Consider the following 16,931-nt stretch of genomic DNA (forward strand, 5'->3'; position numbering starts at 1 on the left):
GCTGCTGTGTTCAGTGACGCGATTCCTGGGGTGTGACGCCCTGCGTGACGACCCGCGCGGTCGATCCCCGCACATGAAGTATTCGCCCTGATCATACATTTCTGGGCTGCGTCGAGCCAAACTGCGGGTGCCGTACTCGCCGGATCGCCTACGAGTGGAAACCCGCCTCGCCCTCGACGCGGACGCCCGTCTGCTCACCGGGGCGGACGCGGATCGGGCCCGCCACGCGGATGCCGATGGGGGTGTCGTGGCCGTCGACAGTCACGGTGACCATGGCGTCGTGGCCGTAGTACGAGACGTCGGTGACCGTTCCGCTGACCGCGCCGACGGAGTCCTCGCCGGTGAGGCGGAGTTGTTCCGGACGGAGCAGGACCGTGCCGGCGCGCGGGCCGCCGGGCGGAGCGGCGAGGGGCACCGCGCCCAAGGCGGTCCGGGCCGTGTCGCCGGAGTCGACGTCGACGGTGCCGGGGAGCAGGACGGCGTCGCCGACGAAGCCGGCGATCCAGGGATCCGCCGGGTGCCGGTAGAGGTCCTGAGGGGTGGCGCACTGGGCGACCCGGCCGTCCCGTACGACGGCGACGAGGTCGGCGGTGGACAGGGCCTCCTGCTGGTCGTGGGTGACGAGCACGGCCGTGGCGCCGGTGGCCCGCAGCGCGGAGCGTACGTCCGCCCGTACTCCCGCCCGCAGTGCGCTGTCGAGGGCGTTGAACGGCTCGTCGAGCAGCACGAGTCGGGGGCGCGGGGCGAGTGCGCGGGCCAGGGCGACGCGCTGTTGCTGGCCGCCGGACAGCTCGTGTGGCATGCGGTCGCCGTATCCGGTGAGGCCTACCAGTTCGAGCATCTCGTCCGTGGTACGCCGCCGTTCGCCGCGGTCGGCACCGGTCAGACCGAAGGCGACGTTGCGGGCCACGCTCAGGTGCGGGAAGAGTGCGCCCTCCTGGGGCACGATGCCGATGCGGCGGCGCTCCGGCGGCACGTGGACCCCGGGCCCGTTCAGGAGGCGGTCCCCCAGCCGGACGGTGCCCGCGTCGGCGCGCAGGAACCCGGCGACGACCCGCAGCATGGTGGTCTTGCCGCAGCCGGAAGGGCCGAGGACCGCTGCCAACGTGCCTGCGGGGACGGTGAGTTCGAGTCCGCGCAGGACCGGCTCCCCGGCTCCGTAGGACTTGGTGAGCCCTTCGACGTGCAGTTCGTTCATGTCCGGTGCCTGCCTAGGAGGTACGAGGGGACGGCGGCCAGCAGGATCAGCGCGGCGGCATACGGGGCGGCTGCCGCGAAGGAGCCGGCGCCGGTCTCGGTCCACAGCCGGGTGGCGAGTGTGTCCATGCCGGTGGGACGCAGCAGCAGGGTCGCCGGGAGTTCCTTCATGCAGACCACGAAGGTGAGCGCGGCCCCGGCGGCCACACCGGGGGCGGCCAACGGCACGGTGACCTCGCGCAGCACCTGCCACGGCCGTCGCCCGAGTGAGCGGGCCACGTCCTCCAGGACGGGCTGCGCCTGGAGCACGGCCGCGCGGGTGGCGGCCACCGCCACCGGCAGGAACAGCACGGCGTAGGCACAGACGAGCAGCGGGAGTTGCTGGTACAGCGGGTAGGCGTAGCGCACGGCGAAGAACACCAGGGCGAGCGCGACCGTGATGCCGGGCAGGGCGTGCCCCGCGTACGCCGCCTGCTCCAGCAGACGGGCGCCGCGGCCCCGGTGCCGGGCGGCGATCACCCCGACCGGCAGGGCGAGGACCGTGGTGAGGCCGGCGCCCGCGGCCGCGACGGAGAACGTCGCCCAGGCCGTCTCCGCGAGGCCGCCGAGGTCCCGGCCGGCCGAACTGCCGACGGCCAGCCAGTACCCGAGGGTGCCCAGCGGGAAGGCTACGGCCACGGCAGCCACCGCCCCGCACCACAGCAGGGCGAGCGGACGCCACCGGCCGAGGGCGACCGGGAGAGCCGGGCGGGCGGTGCCCGTACCGGTCCTGGCGTGCCCGGCGCGTCCGCGCGTGCGGGCCTCGGCGGCCACCAGGACGATGGTCATCACGACCAGCACCACGCTGAGGGCGGCGGCCGGGGTCCGGTCGAAGGAGGCGCGGTACGAGGTGTGGATGGCCCGGGTGAAGGTGTCGTACCGCATCAGGGACACCGCGCCGAAGTCGGAGAGCACGTACAGCGCGACGAGCAGTGCTCCGCCCGCGGCCGCCGGTCGCAGCTGCGGGAGTGTGACCCTGAGGAACGTCCGCAGCGGTCCGTGCCCGAGGGAGCGCGCCACCTCCTCCTGGGCCGGGTCGATGCCCCGCAGGGCGGCGGCGACCGGCAGATGGACGTACGGGAAGCTGACCAGTGTCAGGGCGAGGGCGGCGCCGCCGAATCCGGCGAGGCCCGGCTCGGCCGACAGCCAGGCGAACGCGGCGACGTAACTGGGCACGGCCAGCGGCAGCGTGGCCAGCACCGACCAGGCGCGGGCCCCGGGCAGTGCGGTGCGCACGGTCAGCCAGGCCAGCGAGATCCCCAGGACGAGGCAGGCGGCCACGACCACGACGGTCAGCCCGAGGCTGCGGCCGAGGAGGCCCAGGGTGCGTTCGTCGGAGACGACGTCCCAGGCGAAGGCCGGCCCGCGTTCCAGGGCACGGACGGCGAGGTAGCCGAGGGGCAGCAGGGCGAAGAGGGCGGCCACGCAGCCGGGGACGAGCAGGACCAGGGGTGGCCTGCGGCCGGCCGTGCGCGCTCGTCGTGGCGTACGGGATGGCGTACGCGCCCGTCTGGACGTGGACGGCGAGGTGGGCACGGCGGGTCAGACCAGTCCGACGTCCTGGAGCATGGCCAGCGTCTCCTGGAGGGATTCCAGCTCGCCGAGGTCGATGTCGGGGGACTCGAGCGACTCGAATGCGGGCAGGTCCTCCACGGTGCTGGTGACGCCCGCGGCCAGCGGGTACTCCTTCGTCCTGTCCGCGAAGTAGGTCTGTGCCTCCTTCGACAGCAGGTAGTCCACGGCCTTCTGGGCGGTCTCGCTCTGTCCGCTGTCCTTGAGGATTCCCGCGCCGGCGACGTTGATGAGCGCGCCGGGGTCCTCGCCGGGCAGGAAGTGCAGCTTGGAATTGACCTTGCTCTCGCCCTTCTCGGCGACCCGCTCGTACCAGTAGTAGTGGTTGACCAGGCCGAGGGAGACCTCGCCGGCCTCGACGGCGTCCAGGGTGGCGAGGTTGTGGGCGTACGTCTTGGCGCCGTTCGCCTTGAGCTCCTCGAGCCACTCGCGGGTGGCGTCGTCGCCCTTCAGGACGCGCATACCGGTGACGAAGGCCTGGAAGGAGGCGTTGGTCGGCGCGAAACCGACCTTGCCCTTCCACTGCGGCTTGACGACGTCGAAGACACTGTCGGGAACCTCGTCCTCGCCGACCTGGTCCGGGTTGTACGCGATGACGCGGACGCGTCCCGAGAGGCCGACCCAGTCACCGCCGGAGCCGCGGTAGGCCTCGTCGACCTCGTCGAGGGTGTCCGCAGGCAGCTTCCGCAGCATGCCCTCCTTGGACAGGGCGCCCAGGGCTCCGGCGTCCTGGGAGAAGAACAGCCCGGCCTTGGTGCGGTCGCCCTCCTCCAGGATCTGGGCGGCGAGCTCCGCGCTGTCGCCGTAGCGAACGTCGACCTCGGTGCCGACGGCCTTCTCCAACTTGTCCAGAAGTGGCTTGACGAGCTTCTCGTTGCGGCCGGAGTAGATGACGAGGGAAGAGGCGTCGCCCTCGCCCCCGCCGTCCTTCTCGCCGGAGCCGCACGCCGCGAGGGCGGGGAGCAGCAAAGTAGCCGTGACCAGCGCGGTCATCCGGCGAACCGAGGGGCGTCGCATGGTGTGTGCCTTCCTGCGGGGTTCGCCTCGGTGCCGCCGCCGGCCACGTCGGTGGCGGCGAGGGCGAAGAGGAACCTGTGATTCTTCTGTGGCTTGATTATGACCCTGCTATGAATAAGGTAAGGGTTACCTAAACGTCAAGGGTTCTGTGCTGAAAGCGGACGTTGCCGCGGAAAGGGCGCGCCCCGTGCTCCACCCCTCCGAGCCCTTCCCGGCTCCGTCTCCCGTGCGTCTGCTGCCCGTGCGGCCTGTTCGGCCTCTGCGACCGAACGGCGTGCCCTTCGCGCGTGAACTCGCGGCCTACGGCGACCGCGTCGCGCTCATCACGCCGGAGGGAGAGCTGTCGTACGGTGAGCTGGCCGAGCGGGTCGCCGGCACCGCCGAACGCCTCGGGTCCGTCCGGCGGCTGGTCCTGCTGGCCGGGGCCAACCGCGTCGACGCGCTCGTCACGTATCTGGCCGCCCTGTCCGCCGGACACCCGGTCCTGCTCGTCCCCGGCGACAACGAGAGCACGATCCGCTCGCTGACGGAGGCGTACGCGCCCGACGTCGTGGCCTGCCCGGAGGCCGACGGGACCTGGACCCTGACCGAAAGGCACCGCACCGGCGTCCACGCCCTCCACCCGGACCTCGCGCTGCTGCTGAGCACCTCGGGCTCCACCGGCTCGCCCAAGCTGGTGCGGCTCTCCCACGAGAACCTTCAGGCCAACGCCGAATCCATCGCCACGTACCTCGGCATCGACGACACCGACCGGGCGGCCACCACGCTGCCCATGCACTACTGCTACGGCCTGTCCGTCATCCACAGCCATCTGCTGCGCGGAGCCGGGCTGATCCTCACCGAGCGGTCGGTGTCCGAGGCGGCCTTCTGGGACGAGTTCCGCGCCGGACGCGGCACCTCGCTGGCCGGCGTGCCGTACACCTTCGACCTGCTCGACCGGATCGGCTTCGCGCACATGGAGCTGCCGCGGCTGCGCCGCGTCACCCAGGCGGGGGGCCGGCTCGCTCCCGAACGCGTCGCCCATTACGCCGAGTCGGGTCGCCGTTCGGGCTGGCAGCTGTTCGTGATGTACGGCCAGACCGAGGCCACGGCCCGCATGGCCTACCTCCCGCCGCAGCTCGCCGCGGAGCGCCCCGAGGCCGTCGGCGTACCGATACCCGGCGGCTCGTTCCGGCTGCTGCCGACGGACGGCCACGGTCCGGACGTCGGTGAACTGCTCTACTCCGGACCGAACGTGATGCTCGGATACGCCGAGAGCCCGGCCGACCTCGCCCTCGGCCGCACAGTGGAAGAACTGCGCACCGGGGACCTGGCCCGGCGTGCGCCCGACGGGCTGTACGAGATCGTGGGCCGCCGCAGCCGCTTCGCGAAGATCCTGGGGCTGCGGATCGACCCGCAGCGCGTCGAGTCGCTGCTGGAGGAGCACGGGATCACCGCGTACTGCGCTGGGGACGGGGAGGCGCTCGCGGTGGCCGCACTCGGGCGGGCCGGGGAACAGGCGCGGATCCGGCGGCTGGTCGCGGAGGAGTGCGGGCTCCCCTCCCGCGCCGTACGGGTCCGGGTCCTCGACCGACTCCCCCGCCTGGCCACGGGCAAGCCCGACTACGAGGCGGTACGGCGGTTGACGCGGCCCGCCCAGGAGGCACCACCCGGCACCGGCCAGGATCTCCTCGATCTCTACACGGAGATCCTCGACCACACCGACGTCACCGAGGACAGCAGCTTCGCCGGCCTGGGCGGTGACTCACTGTGCTACGTCGAGATGTCGCTGCGCCTGGAAGAAGCCCTGGGCCGCCTGCCCACCGACTGGCACAGGGCAACGATCCGCGAGCTGCGGGCCATGGCGGCACCGGCGCCGGAGCGAACGGAAGGACAGGACGAGCGGCCTGAGCCGAAGCGGGCCCGCCCGGCGCCGGGACTGCGCGGGGCACTGCGCTCCTGGACCACCCCGCATTCCTGGCGGACCCGCCGCACTCTGGAGACCGGCATCGCCCTGCGCGCCGTCGGGATCGTCCTCATCGTCGGCTCGCACGTCCAGGTCTTCGAGATCAAGGGCTTCGCCCACATCCTCATCTGCGTCGCCGGGTACAACTTCGCCCGCTTCCAGCTGACCGGCGCCGAACGCCGCGAACGGCTGCGGCACATGGGGCGCAGTATCGCCCGCATCGCGATACCGAGCATGGTGTGGATCACCGGCGCGGTACTCCTGACGGACTTCTACGACCCGGCCAACGCGGTGCTGCTCAACAGCCTGCTCGACCAGGGGAACGACCGGTTCGACTGGGCCTACTGGTTCGTGGAGGCCCTGGTCTACTTCCTCGTCGTCCTCGCCGCCCTCCTGGCCGTGCCGCTGCTGGACCGGCTGGAGCGGCGGTACGCGTTCGGCGTGCCGCTGGCCCTCACGGCCGTCGGCCTGGTCGGCCGCTACGACCTGCTGGGCCTGGCGTCCGCCCGTCCCCAGCTGAGCCCCACGGTGGTCTTCTGGCTGTTCACCCTGGGGTGGGCGGCGGCGCGAGCCGCAACCGTACGCCGACGCGTGCTGCTGACGGGGTTGCTGCTGCTCACCCTGCCCGGCCTGTTCCAGGACCAGCCCCTGCGCACGACCCTCGTGATCGCCGGCCTGGCGCTGCTGATCTGGGTGCCGACCCTGCCCAGCCTCAGGCCGCTCAACGCACTCGCCGGCGTCCTGGCGAGCGCTTCCCTCTACATCTACCTGACGCACTACCAGGTCTACCCCTATCTCCAGGAGGACTTCCCGCTCACCGCCCTGTTCGCCTCCCTCGCCGTCGGCATCGGCTACGCGGCGGTCGTGACCCGGGTGACGCGGACGGTCCGGTCGCTGTAACGGCAGACCTCAGACCAGGTCGGGCAGGGGGCGACGGGCGATGTCGCGGGCGTCGTCCGGAGGGACCCCCAGCATGCGCAGGATCATCTCCGCCAGGCCGGCGGCCGTCTCGTCGGCGTCGAGCTCGGGGCGGGCGAACCTCAGCTCCACCAGGGACAGCAGGGACCCGCCCAGCGCGGACAGGGCGACGGTCGGGTCGACGGCGACGAACCGGCCCTCGGCGACGCCTCGTTCCAGGTCACGCAGGGCTCGGGGGGCCAGCCCCCGGTCGGAGTGGATGTGGCCGAGTCCGCGGTGGCGCAGTACCCGCATGAGCTCCGGGTGGGAGTCGACCATCCGCGCGCTGAGCCTCAAGCCCGCCGCGACGAGCTCGGCCGGGTCCTCGGTCTCCCGCAGGTGCTCGTCGACGGCCTGACCGAACTCCTCCAGCGCGTCCACCACCGCCGCGTCGAAGAGCTCCGCCTTCGACGCGAAGTGGTTGTAGAAGGAGCCGAAACCCACGTCCGCGCGCTCCGCGATCGCCTGGATGCTGGCGCCGGTGTCCCCGGTGTCGGCCAGGATCTGCCGGGCCGCACGAACGAGCGACTGGCGGGTCTCGGCACGGCGCCGTTCGAAGCGGTTGCTGGGCGGAGCTGAGGTCGGCATGCGGTGAGTCTAGCAACGGCGACGATGAGGATCGCATTTCTGATGGATTCATCAGGTGGCTCAGACGAAACCCTTGACGATGGTTTCCTCAGACATGATGATTTCATCATTATGGCAATGCGCTGGGAGGCACCGTGTCCAAAACACGCGTCGGCGGGACCGACGTCAGAACAGCCCACCAGGATCTCCACAGCGAACAGGGCGCCCTGCGCGGCGAACACCCCGGGCGCTCCCGCAATCCGCTGATCAAGGTGGCCGACCTGGCCTGGCTGGAGTTCGAAAAGCCCGACCTCGACCGCGCGGAGGTCTTCGCGCGTGACTTCGGTTTCGGGATCGCCGCCCGCAGTGAGCGCGCGCTGTGGCTGCGGGGCACGTTCGCCGGCTCGCCTTGCACGGTGATCCGGCGCGGCCCCGCGTCCCGTTTCATCGGCCCGGTGTTCCGCGCGGCGGAGCGGGCCGACCTGGACCGGCTGGCCCGCGCGACCGGCTCCGACGTGCGGGACGTCGACGCGCCCGGCGGCGGCAAGGTGGTCGACCTGCTCGACCCGTCCGGCTTCCCCGTACGGGTCGTACACCGTGCCGAGGAGCTGCGCGCGCTGCCCGAACAGCGGCCGCTCCTGCTCAACTTCGGGACGCATCACCGTCGTACGAACGTCACCCAGCGCCCGCCGCGCGAGCCGTCACGGATCCAGCGGCTGGGTCACGTGGTGCTTCAGACGCAGGTGTTCGCCCGTGCCCTGGACTGGTACCTGGACACCCTCGGCATGATCGTCAGCGATTTCCACTTCCTGGACGGTCAGCGCGAGCGCGGCCCGGTCATGGCGTTCATCCGCTGCGACCAGGGAGGCGTCGCGGTGGACCACCACACGCTGGCGATGCATCTCGGGCCGGGGACGGGCTATGTCCACTCCGCCTACCAGGTCACCGACCTGGACGCGATCGCGGCGGGCGGGGAGTACCTCGCCGAGCGTGGCTATCAGCGCAGCTGGGGCATCGGCCGGCACATCCAGGGCAGCCAGCTCTTCGACTACTGGCGGGACCCGGACCGCTTCATGCTGGAGCACTTCGCCGACGGCGATCTCTTCTCCTGCGACGTCGAACCCGGCTGGTCGCCCATGTCCGCGAGCGGCCTCGCGCAATGGGGGCCACCGGCCACCCGCGACTTCCTCGGCGCGCATCCGTCTCCCGCCAAGGTCCGCGAGGTGCTGCATGCCCTGCGCGGCGACAACGAACTCGACCCGGCCCGGCTCCTGGGCCTGCTGAAAGCGATGAACTCATGAGCACCAACGTCCTGCGCACCGCCGACGGGTGGTGGGTGGTGCGCGACACGCGCGCCGTCCGTATCGACACCGAGGCTGTCACCACCGCCGGCCTTCTCACCGACCGCGACGCCGTCCGGGAGGCCGCCGCGAGCGGCGCGACGGGCACCCCGGTGGCCGACCTGGTGGCGCTCTCCCCGGTCACCACCCCCTGCCGCGTGGTGGCCCAGATGGTCAACTACCGCAGCCACGCCCGTGATTCGGGGTTCACCGGCGAGATTCCGCCCACCTTCTTCCGCAAGGCGTCCGGCTCGGTCAGCGGCCCGCACGCCGCCGTCGTCCGGCCTTCCCATGTGAGGTTCCTGGACTACGAGATCGAGCTCGGCCTGGTCATGGGCAGCCCCCTCCCGGTCGGCACCGTCGTCGAGGAGCGGGACCTGCCGTCGTACGTCGCCGGACTCGTGATCACCAACGACGTCAGCGCTCGGGACGTCCAGCTGACCAAGACCCAGTTCTACGAGAGCAAGTCGTACCCCGGCTTCACGCCGACGGGGCCGTACTTGGCGCTGCTGGAGCCGGAGGACTTCGCCCATCTCCCGGATCTGCGGCTGAAGCTGTCGGTCAACGGCGATCCGCGTCAGGACCGCACCCTCGCCGACATGATCGTCCGCCCGGCGCAGGCGCTCACACTGCTCGCCCGCTTCCAGGTCCTCGATCCCGGCGACCTGCTGCTGACCGGCACTCCCGGCGGCACCGCACTGAAGGCCCCGCCCAAGGCCGTCGAGAAGATCGGCTCGCTGCTGCCGCCCGCCGCGAAATGGAAGGCGTTCTTCAAGAGCCAGGCCCGCAACCCGCACTACCTGCACGCCGGCGACCTCATGACCGCCACCATCGCCACACCGGACGGACGCATCGATCTCGGTGAGCAGCGCACCCCCGTGACCGACGCGACCTGACCGACGCGAACCGATACCCGAAGCGAGCCGCACATGACCGTCGACCAAACCGCCGGACCACGGGAGACCGCGCCCGGAGCGGGACACGTACCCGTGGTGATCGTCGGAGCCGGGCCCGTGGGCGTGACCGCCGCCCTCCTGCTCGCCCGGCGTGGTGTGAGGACTCTCGTCCTCGAACGTCACCACGACGTCTACTCCCTTCCGCGCGCCGTCGCCACCGACGACGAGGTCCGCCGCATTCTCCAGGCGGCAGGGGTGCAGGAGGAGTTCGCCGCGATCGCCCGCCCGGCACGGGGGCTGCGGCTGCTGGACGCCCGGCACCGAGTGCTGGCCGAGTTCCCGCGGGCCACCCAGGGAGCGCACGGCTTCCCGCAGACCAGTATGTTCGACCAACCCGAACTGGAGCGGGTGCTGCGCACCGCACTGGCCCGCGCCCCTGAGTGCGAGCTGCGCGGCGGCGTCGAAGTCGTCGGCGTCGAGCAGGACGACGACGGCCCGGTCCGCGTGACCTACCGCGACGACGAGGGCGAACGCCTGGTGCGGGCGGACGCCGTCCTCGGCTGCGACGGCGCCAACAGCCTCACCCGCGACGCCATCGGCGCCGTATGGGAGGACCTGCGCTTCGAGGAACGCTGGACGGTCGTCGACGTGCGCACAAGCCTCCCCGTCCGCTGCTGGGAAGGCGTCGAACAGATCTGTGATCCGCAGCGGCCGGCGACGTTCATGCGCGTCAGCGAGGACCGCTACCGCTGGGAGTTCCGCCTCCCGGACGACTCGGAACCGGATCACGAACGACTCAGGGAGCTGATCGCTCCGTGGGTGGATCTCCCGCACGGCGGCGACTTCGAGCTGGTGCGGCAGGCGCAGTACACCTTCCGGGCCCGCATCGCCGATCGCTGGCGTCGGGGGCGGGTCTTCCTCCTCGGCGACGCCGCGCACCTCACCCCGCCGTTCATCGGCCAGGGGCTGTGCTCGGGCCTGCGCGATGCCTACAACCTGAGCTGGAAGCTCGCCCGCTTCCTCCGGCAAGGCGCGCCGGAGCGCCTGCTGGAGACGTACGAGGGCGAACGCAAGCCCCACGCCCGCCATGTGATCCGGCTCGCGGTCGCCATGGGCTGGGCCATGACCGGTGGCCAGGACGGCGCCGCGGCGATCCGCCGCGGCGCCCTGGGCGCGGCTGTTCGCGTCCCCGGCCTGGCCACGGCTGCTGCCCGTGACCTCAGCCCGGCACTGACCGCCGGGCCGCTCGTACCACGCCGTCTCCGCCTCGGCGGACGCTGTCTCACAGGCGGCTTCTGCCCGCAGCCCTGGGTGAGCGTCGACGGGCGGCCCGCCCGCCTCGACGAGCTGCTCGGGGACTCCTTCGCCGTCCTGACCGCCGTATCGCTCTCCCCCTCGCTGACGGCGGTCGCCGACGGCCTCGGTGCCCGGGTCCTGTCCGTGGCCGGCCTCGGCGACGACGGCCGGCTCAGCGGCTGGCTGCGCGAGGGGCGGGCGGACGCCGTGCTGCTGCGGCCGGATCGCGTCGTGATGGACGTCGTACGGCCCGGCGGTCGCGAATTCAGGGGTACGGCCGGCTGGGCGTCCCTGCTGCACACCACACGAAGCCCTTTTCCTTCCCAACGGACCGTTGAGAAGAGCCTGCTGAGGAGCACGACGCCATGAACGCACCGCATCCGGCCCCTTTCCACACGCCTGATCCGCAGGCGGCAGCCGCCAGCCGCATCATGGACTTCGCCCACTGGGCGGCCCGGCACCGGGGCGTGCAGGCCGGTGCCGACTACGCCGCCCTGCACCGCTGGTCGGTCACCGATCTGGAGGGCTTCTGGAGTGCGGTGTGGGAGTACTTCGACATCGACGCGGACAGCCGGTACGAGCGTGTGCTGGCCGAGGAGCGGATGCCGGGTGCCCGCTGGTTCCGCGGCGCCACCCTCAACTACGCCCACCACGCGCTGCGCGACCTCGCGGACGACGAGGTGGCGATCGTCGCCCTGGACGAGACCGGTTCCGGGTACGAAGTGACCGGGAAGCGATTGCGCTCCCAGGTCGCTTCCGTCGCCGCCACCCTGCGCGACCTGGGCGTGGGAGCGGGCGACCGGGTCGTCGGATATCTCCCCAACACCCCGCACGCGATCGTCGCCTTCCTCGCCGCCGCGAGTCTCGGCGCGGTCTGGTCGGTATGCGGCCAGGACTACTCCCCCAAGGCCGCCGCCGACCGCTTCGCCCAGCTCGAACCCACCGTCCTGATCGCCGCCGACGGCTACCTCTTCAACGGCACCGCGCACGACTGCCGCGAGGCCGCACTCGAACTCGCCCACGCCCTGCCGGCCTTGAAGGCCACCCTGCTCGTGGACCACGTGGGCCTGCCGTGGCCCTCGCGGGCCTACCCGTCGCTGGTCGTGCCGTGGGAGGACGCCTCCACCCGCTCGGAAGAACTCTCCTGTGCCGCCGTACCGTTCGACCATCCCCTGTGGGTCGTCTTCTCGTCCGGTACCACCGGCCTGCCCAAGGGCATCGTGCACGGCCACGGCGGCGTCCTGCTCGAGCACCTGAAAACCTTGGGCCTGCACTCCGGCCTCGGCCCCGGCGACCGCCTCCTCTGGTACACCACCACCCATTGGATGATGTGGAACCTGGTCGCCTCCACACTGCTGACCGGCGCCACCACGTGCACTTACGACGGCAGCCCGGCCCCGCTCGGCCACCCCGACGTCCTGTGGGAACTGGCGGCCCGCCACCGCGTCACGGTCTTCGGCACCAGTCCCCAATACCTCCTGGCCATGGCCAAGTTCGGCATCGACCCCTCGGTGCACGACCTGTCGACGATCCGCGTCGTCGGCTGCACCGGATCCACCCTTCCGGCCTCCGCCTACCCCTGGGTCCGCGACCACGTCGGCGACGGCGTCCTGCTCGCATCCACCAGCGGCGGCACCGACATCGTCTCCGGCTTCGCCGGCAGCGCGCCCACGACCCCCGTCTGGGCGGGGGAACTGTCGGCTCCCAACCTGGGCGTCGCCCTGGCCGCCTACGACGCCGAGGGCTCCCCGGTCGTCGGCCAGGTCGGCGAGCTCGTCGTCACGCGCCCGATGCCGTCCATGCCGCTGTGCTTCTGGAACGACCCCGACGGCAGCCGCTACCGGGACGCCTACTTCTCCTCGTATCCCGGGGTGTGGCGGCACGGCGACTGGATCACGGTCACCGGGCACGGCTCGGTGATCGTCCACGGCCGCTCCGACTCCACCCTCAACCGCAACGGCGTACGCCTCGGCAGCGGCGACATCCACGACGCCGTCGAACGCCTCCCGGAGATCAGCGAGGCGCTGGTCATCGGCGCGGAGGAACCCGACGGCGGCTACTGGATGCCCCTCTTCGTGGTTCCGGCGGCCGGGGTGACGGTGGACGACGGCCTGCGCGAGAAGATCAAGGAGGCGATCCGCACCGGCGCTTCACCGCGCCATGTCCCCGACGAGATCCTCGAAGTGCCTGCCATCCCCCACACCCGCACGGGCAAGAAACTCGAAGTGCCGGTGAAGCGCCTCCTCCAGGGCGCGCCCGCCGAGCAGGTCGTCGATCCCGCCACGGTGGACGCCCCGGAACTCGTCGGCTACTACGCCCGTCTCGGAGCCGACCGCCGCGGTCGGAGGAGCACCGAGGCGTGAGAGCACAGTGTCTGCAGGGTGTGGCCAGACCCTAGAAAGTGGCCTGAGTGCGGTCAAGAGGCCCGGCATACACTCGGCGGCAACGTTTCCCGGAAAGGCAGGGCCCGGATGGAACCGCCGGCACGACGTCGCAGAGTCACCATCGTCGACGTCGCCCGACACGCCCAGGTGTCCACCACCGCCGTGTCCAAGGTCCTGCGAGGCGCCTACGGCGCCAGCCCCGCGATGCGCGCCAAGGTCCGTCAGGCGATCGACGAACTGGGCTACCGTCCCCACGCCGGCGCCCGGGGCCTGCGCGGGCAGACCTTCACCCTCGGCGTGATGCTGCCCGACATCCGCAACCCCTTCTTCCCCGAGATCCTCGACGGCATCACGGACGCGCTGGAGGACACCGAGTACCAGGTGTTCCTCGGACCGGGCTGCAACGGCGAGCAGGCCGAAGCCCAGGTCACCGAGGCCATGATCGACCGCGGCATGGACGGCATCATCCTGGTCGCCCCCGTCTCCACGCGGGAGCGCCTCGAACACATCGCCTCCGCCGTGCCGACCGTCGTCATCGGCCGGCACGGCACCTCCGACCTGTACGACACGGTGGTGGACGACGACGTCGAGGGCGCCTCCCTGATCGTCGGCCACCTCGCCGGCCTCGGGCACCGCCGGATCGCCCACATCGAACACCACGACACGGACCCCGCACGCCTCGCCGACATGCCCAACGCCCGGCGCGCCGACGGCTACCGCCAGGCCATGCGAGCACACGGCCTGGAGCGATGGACCGACGTCGTCTCCACCAGCTACACCCAGGAAGGCGGCTACCAGGGCGCGAAACAACTGCTGACCCGCCCCCACCGCCCGACCGCCGTCTTCGCCGGAGCGGACATCGCCGCCATGGGCGTACTCGAAGCGGTCACCGAAGCCGGACTGTCCGTCCCCGACGACATCTCCGTCGCCGGATACGACAACACCACCTTCGCCGCACTCGGCCCCATCTCACTCACCAGCGTCGACCAGGCAGGCCACGAGATGGGCCACAGCGCCGTCCGCCTCCTCCTCGACCGCATCACCGACCGCCGGCGACCCACGACCCGGGTCGTCCTCTCCCCCACACTCGTGCCACGCCGGACCACGGCCCCACCGGCGGAGCGAGGTTCTCTCCCCTCTCCCTGAGCTTGCCGGTGGCCGAAAGTCAGTGTTCAGCCCGGCCTCGTGTCCGGATCCTTCCGTAAAAGTGGGCAGCGACCGGACAAACCCGGGCCGACAAGCGGGCAGCGGCTCCTGTGCCGCAAGGCGATCCCCCTCATCAACCAGGGGCTCCACCCTCCGAAGAGCGGGCAGATTCGGTCACGAACCGCTCTACGACGAACCTGGTCAGTACGGGCGAACGCCTTGTAGAAATTTGGCCACTGGAGGCCGAACGGGCCGGGCTCCGGACATGTGCGGGCGCGGTCACGACGCCCCGGAGCCGTGGAAGGAAGGTGTCGCCGTGGACGCCGAGGAACGAAGACGGGGAATACTGGAATCGGCCCGCCGTTCCGGATCCGTGGACGTCGGAAAGCTCGCCGCCGACCTCGGGGTCTCCAAGGAGACAGTGCGGCGGGATCTCAATCGGCTCGAGGGGCACGGGCTGGTCCGGCGTACACACGGCGGTGCCCACGCCGTGGAGAGCGCGGGTTTCGAGACCACGCTCGCCTTCCGTACCACCATGCATGTCCCCGAGAAGTCCCGGATCGCGGCCGCCGCGGCCGAACTGCTCGGGGACGCCGAGACGGTGTTCGTCGACGAGGGCTACACACCTCAGCTCATCGCCGCCGCGCTCCCCCGCGACCGGCCACTGACCGTGGTCACCTCCTCGCTCGCCACCGCGGGCGACCTGGCCTCCGCCGAGAACATCACCGTGCTGCTCCTCGGTGGCCGTGTCCGCGGCGGGACGCCGGCCACGGTCGCCCCATGGGCTGTCCGCATGCTGTCCTGCTTCGTCATCGACCTGGCGTACGTCGGCGCGAACGGCATCTCCCGCGAGCACGGACTCACCACGCCCGAACCCGCGGTCAGCGCAGTGAAGGCCCAGGTCATGAGGGCCGCCCGACGCCGCGTGTTCTCCGGCGTCCATACCAAATTCGGTGCCGTGAGCTTCTGCCGCTTCGCGGACGTCGCGGAGTTCGAGGCGATCGTCACCGACGCCGGACTCCCCGCCGCCGAAGCACAGCGCTACTCACTGCTGGGCCCCGAAGTCATCCGGGCCTGAGGCCCGATCCATCTCCCCGTCGCACCCCGCGAGGCCGGGGCCTGCGTTCCCCATGCCCTCAACCATCCCCTGGAGTCAGTCATGCGCACACGAAGAATGGTCCACGCACTCGTCACCGCCACAGCCGCCGGCTCGGTACTGGTCGCCTGTAGCGGGGCGGGCGGCACCTCGGCCTCCGGCGGCGGCAAGAGCATCAACGTGCTGATGGTCGGCAACCCGCAGATGGAGGACATCGCGAAGCTGACCAAGGACTCCTTCACCAAGGACACCGGCATCAAGGTGAACTTCACCGTCCTGCCCGAGAACGAGCTGCGTGACAAGGTCACCCAGGACGTCGCCACTCAGGCCGGCCAGTACGACGTCGCCACCATCGGCGCCTACGAGGTGCCCATCTGGGAGAAGAACGGCTGGCTGCACGAACTCGGCTCCTACGCCGACAAGGACGCGAGCTTCGACAAGGCCGACCTTCTCAAGCCCATGGTCACGTCCCTGTCGGGTTCCGACGGCAAGCTCTACGCCCTGCCCTTCTACGGCGAGTCGTCCTTCCTCATGTACAACAAGGACGTCATGCAGGCGAAGGGCATCACGGTGCCCGAACGGCCGACCTGGCAGCAGATCGCCGACATCGCGGCCGAGGTCGACGGCGCCGAACCGGGCATGCGGGGTATCTGCCTGCGGGGGCTGGCCGGCTGGGGCGAGCTGGGCGCGCCGCTGACGACCATGGTCAACACCTTCGGCGGCACCTGGTTCACCAAGGACTGGAAGGCCCAGGTCAACAGCCCGGCGTTCAAGAAGGCGACCAACTTCTACGTCGACCTGGTGCGCGAGCACGGCGAGGCGGGAGCCCCGCAGGCCGGATTCACCGAGTGCCTGAACGCCATGAGCCAGAAGAAGGTCGCGATGTGGTACGACGCGACCAGCGCGGCCGGGTCACTGGAAGACCCCAGCTCCAGCAAGATCGCCGGCAAGGTCGGGTACGCCTACGCGCCGACCGCCGAGACCAAGTCCAGTGGCTGGCTGTGGAGTTGGGCGTGGGCCATGCCCAAGACCACGAAGAACGCCGACGCCGCCTCGCAGTTCATGCTGTGGGCCTCCAGCAAGAAGTACGAGAAGCTCGTCGGCGAGAGGCTCGGCTGGGCGCGCGTCCCGGCCGGCAAGCGGGCCAGCACCTACGACATACCCCAGTACCGGAAGGCCGCCGCGTCCTTCGGTGACATCACCCTGAAGTCCATCGAGGGAGCCGACCCGGCCGACCCCGGCACCCAGCCGCGGCCGACGGTGGGCGTCCAGTACGTGGCCATTCCCGAGTTCCAGGACCTGGGCACCAAGGTCACCCAGGAGATCTCCGCCGCCATCGCCGGCAGGACCAGCGTGGACCAGGCGCTCGACGACGGCCAGAAGCTCGCCGAGACGGTCGCGAAGAACTACCAGAAGTGACCTTCACGGCCCGGTCGGCGCTCCCGGCCGGCCGGGCACCACTTCCCCACCCCGGCCGTC

The 16,931-nt window shown here is 71.1% G+C and carries 12 protein-coding genes; 8 read left to right on the forward strand and 4 right to left on the reverse strand.

Annotated features, from left to right (window positions below; all coding sequences use genetic code 11):
• Positions 1-148: 148 nt before the first annotated feature.
• Genes CP976_RS05795 through CP976_RS05805 form a run of 3 tightly spaced genes read right to left on the reverse strand, consistent with a single transcriptional unit; the run spans position 149 to position 3,825 of the window.
• The gene (locus CP976_RS05795) at positions 149-1,198 is read right to left on the reverse strand and encodes an ABC transporter ATP-binding protein (protein WP_150479342.1); all 1,050 of its coding nucleotides are present in this window, start codon (positions 1,196-1,198) and stop codon (positions 149-151) included.
• Positions 1,195-2,772 (reverse strand): ABC transporter permease, encoded by a 1,578-nt coding sequence (locus CP976_RS05800; RefSeq protein WP_150479343.1) that lies wholly within the window; start codon positions 2,770-2,772, stop codon positions 1,195-1,197. The genes CP976_RS05795 and CP976_RS05800 overlap by 4 nt, the downstream gene beginning before the upstream one ends.
• A gap of 6 nt (positions 2,773-2,778) precedes the next feature.
• Positions 2,779-3,825, reverse strand: a complete 1,047-nt coding sequence (locus CP976_RS05805; RefSeq protein WP_150479344.1) for an iron ABC transporter substrate-binding protein — start codon at positions 3,823-3,825, stop codon at positions 2,779-2,781.
• A 274-nt stretch (positions 3,826-4,099) separates the two neighbouring features.
• Between CP976_RS05805 and CP976_RS05810 the strand changes: the two genes are divergently transcribed.
• The gene (locus CP976_RS05810; protein ID WP_229876538.1) at positions 4,100-6,670 is read left to right on the forward strand and encodes an AMP-binding protein; all 2,571 of its coding nucleotides are present in this window, start codon (positions 4,100-4,102) and stop codon (positions 6,668-6,670) included.
• A 9-nt stretch (positions 6,671-6,679) separates the two neighbouring features.
• Here the strand turns inward: CP976_RS05810 and CP976_RS05815 are convergent, their stop codons facing one another.
• Positions 6,680-7,315 (reverse strand): TetR/AcrR family transcriptional regulator, encoded by a 636-nt coding sequence (locus CP976_RS05815; protein WP_150479345.1) that lies wholly within the window; start codon positions 7,313-7,315, stop codon positions 6,680-6,682.
• A 134-nt stretch (positions 7,316-7,449) separates the two neighbouring features.
• Here CP976_RS05815 and CP976_RS05820 point away from each other — a divergent pair, with 134 nt between their 5' ends.
• From CP976_RS05820 to CP976_RS05850, 7 genes are all read left to right on the forward strand, one after another.
• Positions 7,450-8,595 (forward strand): VOC family protein, encoded by a 1,146-nt coding sequence (locus CP976_RS05820; protein WP_150479346.1) that lies wholly within the window; start codon positions 7,450-7,452, stop codon positions 8,593-8,595.
• The gene (locus CP976_RS05825; protein ID WP_150479347.1) at positions 8,592-9,530 is read left to right on the forward strand and encodes a fumarylacetoacetate hydrolase family protein; all 939 of its coding nucleotides are present in this window, start codon (positions 8,592-8,594) and stop codon (positions 9,528-9,530) included. The genes CP976_RS05820 and CP976_RS05825 overlap by 4 nt, the downstream gene beginning before the upstream one ends.
• 33 nt (positions 9,531-9,563) lie before the next feature.
• Positions 9,564-11,195 carry a bifunctional 3-(3-hydroxy-phenyl)propionate/3-hydroxycinnamic acid hydroxylase MhpA gene (gene mhpA, locus CP976_RS05830; RefSeq protein ID WP_150479348.1) on the forward strand — a complete coding sequence of 544 codons (1,632 nt, stop codon included), beginning with the start codon at positions 9,564-9,566 and terminating at the stop codon, positions 11,193-11,195.
• Positions 11,192-13,189 (forward strand): acetoacetate--CoA ligase, encoded by a 1,998-nt coding sequence (locus CP976_RS05835; protein ID WP_150479349.1) that lies wholly within the window; start codon positions 11,192-11,194, stop codon positions 13,187-13,189. The genes mhpA and CP976_RS05835 overlap by 4 nt, the downstream gene beginning before the upstream one ends.
• A 108-nt stretch (positions 13,190-13,297) precedes the next feature.
• Positions 13,298-14,356: a LacI family DNA-binding transcriptional regulator gene (locus CP976_RS05840; protein WP_150479350.1), complete on the forward strand. Its 1,059-nt coding sequence runs from the start codon at positions 13,298-13,300 to the stop codon at positions 14,354-14,356.
• Positions 14,357-14,672: 316 nt separating this feature from the next.
• Positions 14,673-15,434, forward strand: coding sequence for a DeoR/GlpR family DNA-binding transcription regulator (locus CP976_RS05845; RefSeq protein WP_150479351.1), 762 nt, complete (start codon positions 14,673-14,675; stop codon positions 15,432-15,434).
• An 81-nt stretch (positions 15,435-15,515) separates the two neighbouring features.
• Positions 15,516-16,871, forward strand: coding sequence for an ABC transporter substrate-binding protein (locus tag CP976_RS05850; protein WP_150479352.1), 1,356 nt, complete (start codon positions 15,516-15,518; stop codon positions 16,869-16,871).
• The last annotated feature ends 60 nt before the right edge of the window (positions 16,872-16,931 follow it).

The organism is Streptomyces coeruleorubidus (assembly GCF_008705135.1).
Classification (GTDB): Bacteria; Actinomycetota; Actinomycetes; order Streptomycetales; family Streptomycetaceae; genus Streptomyces; species Streptomyces coeruleofuscus.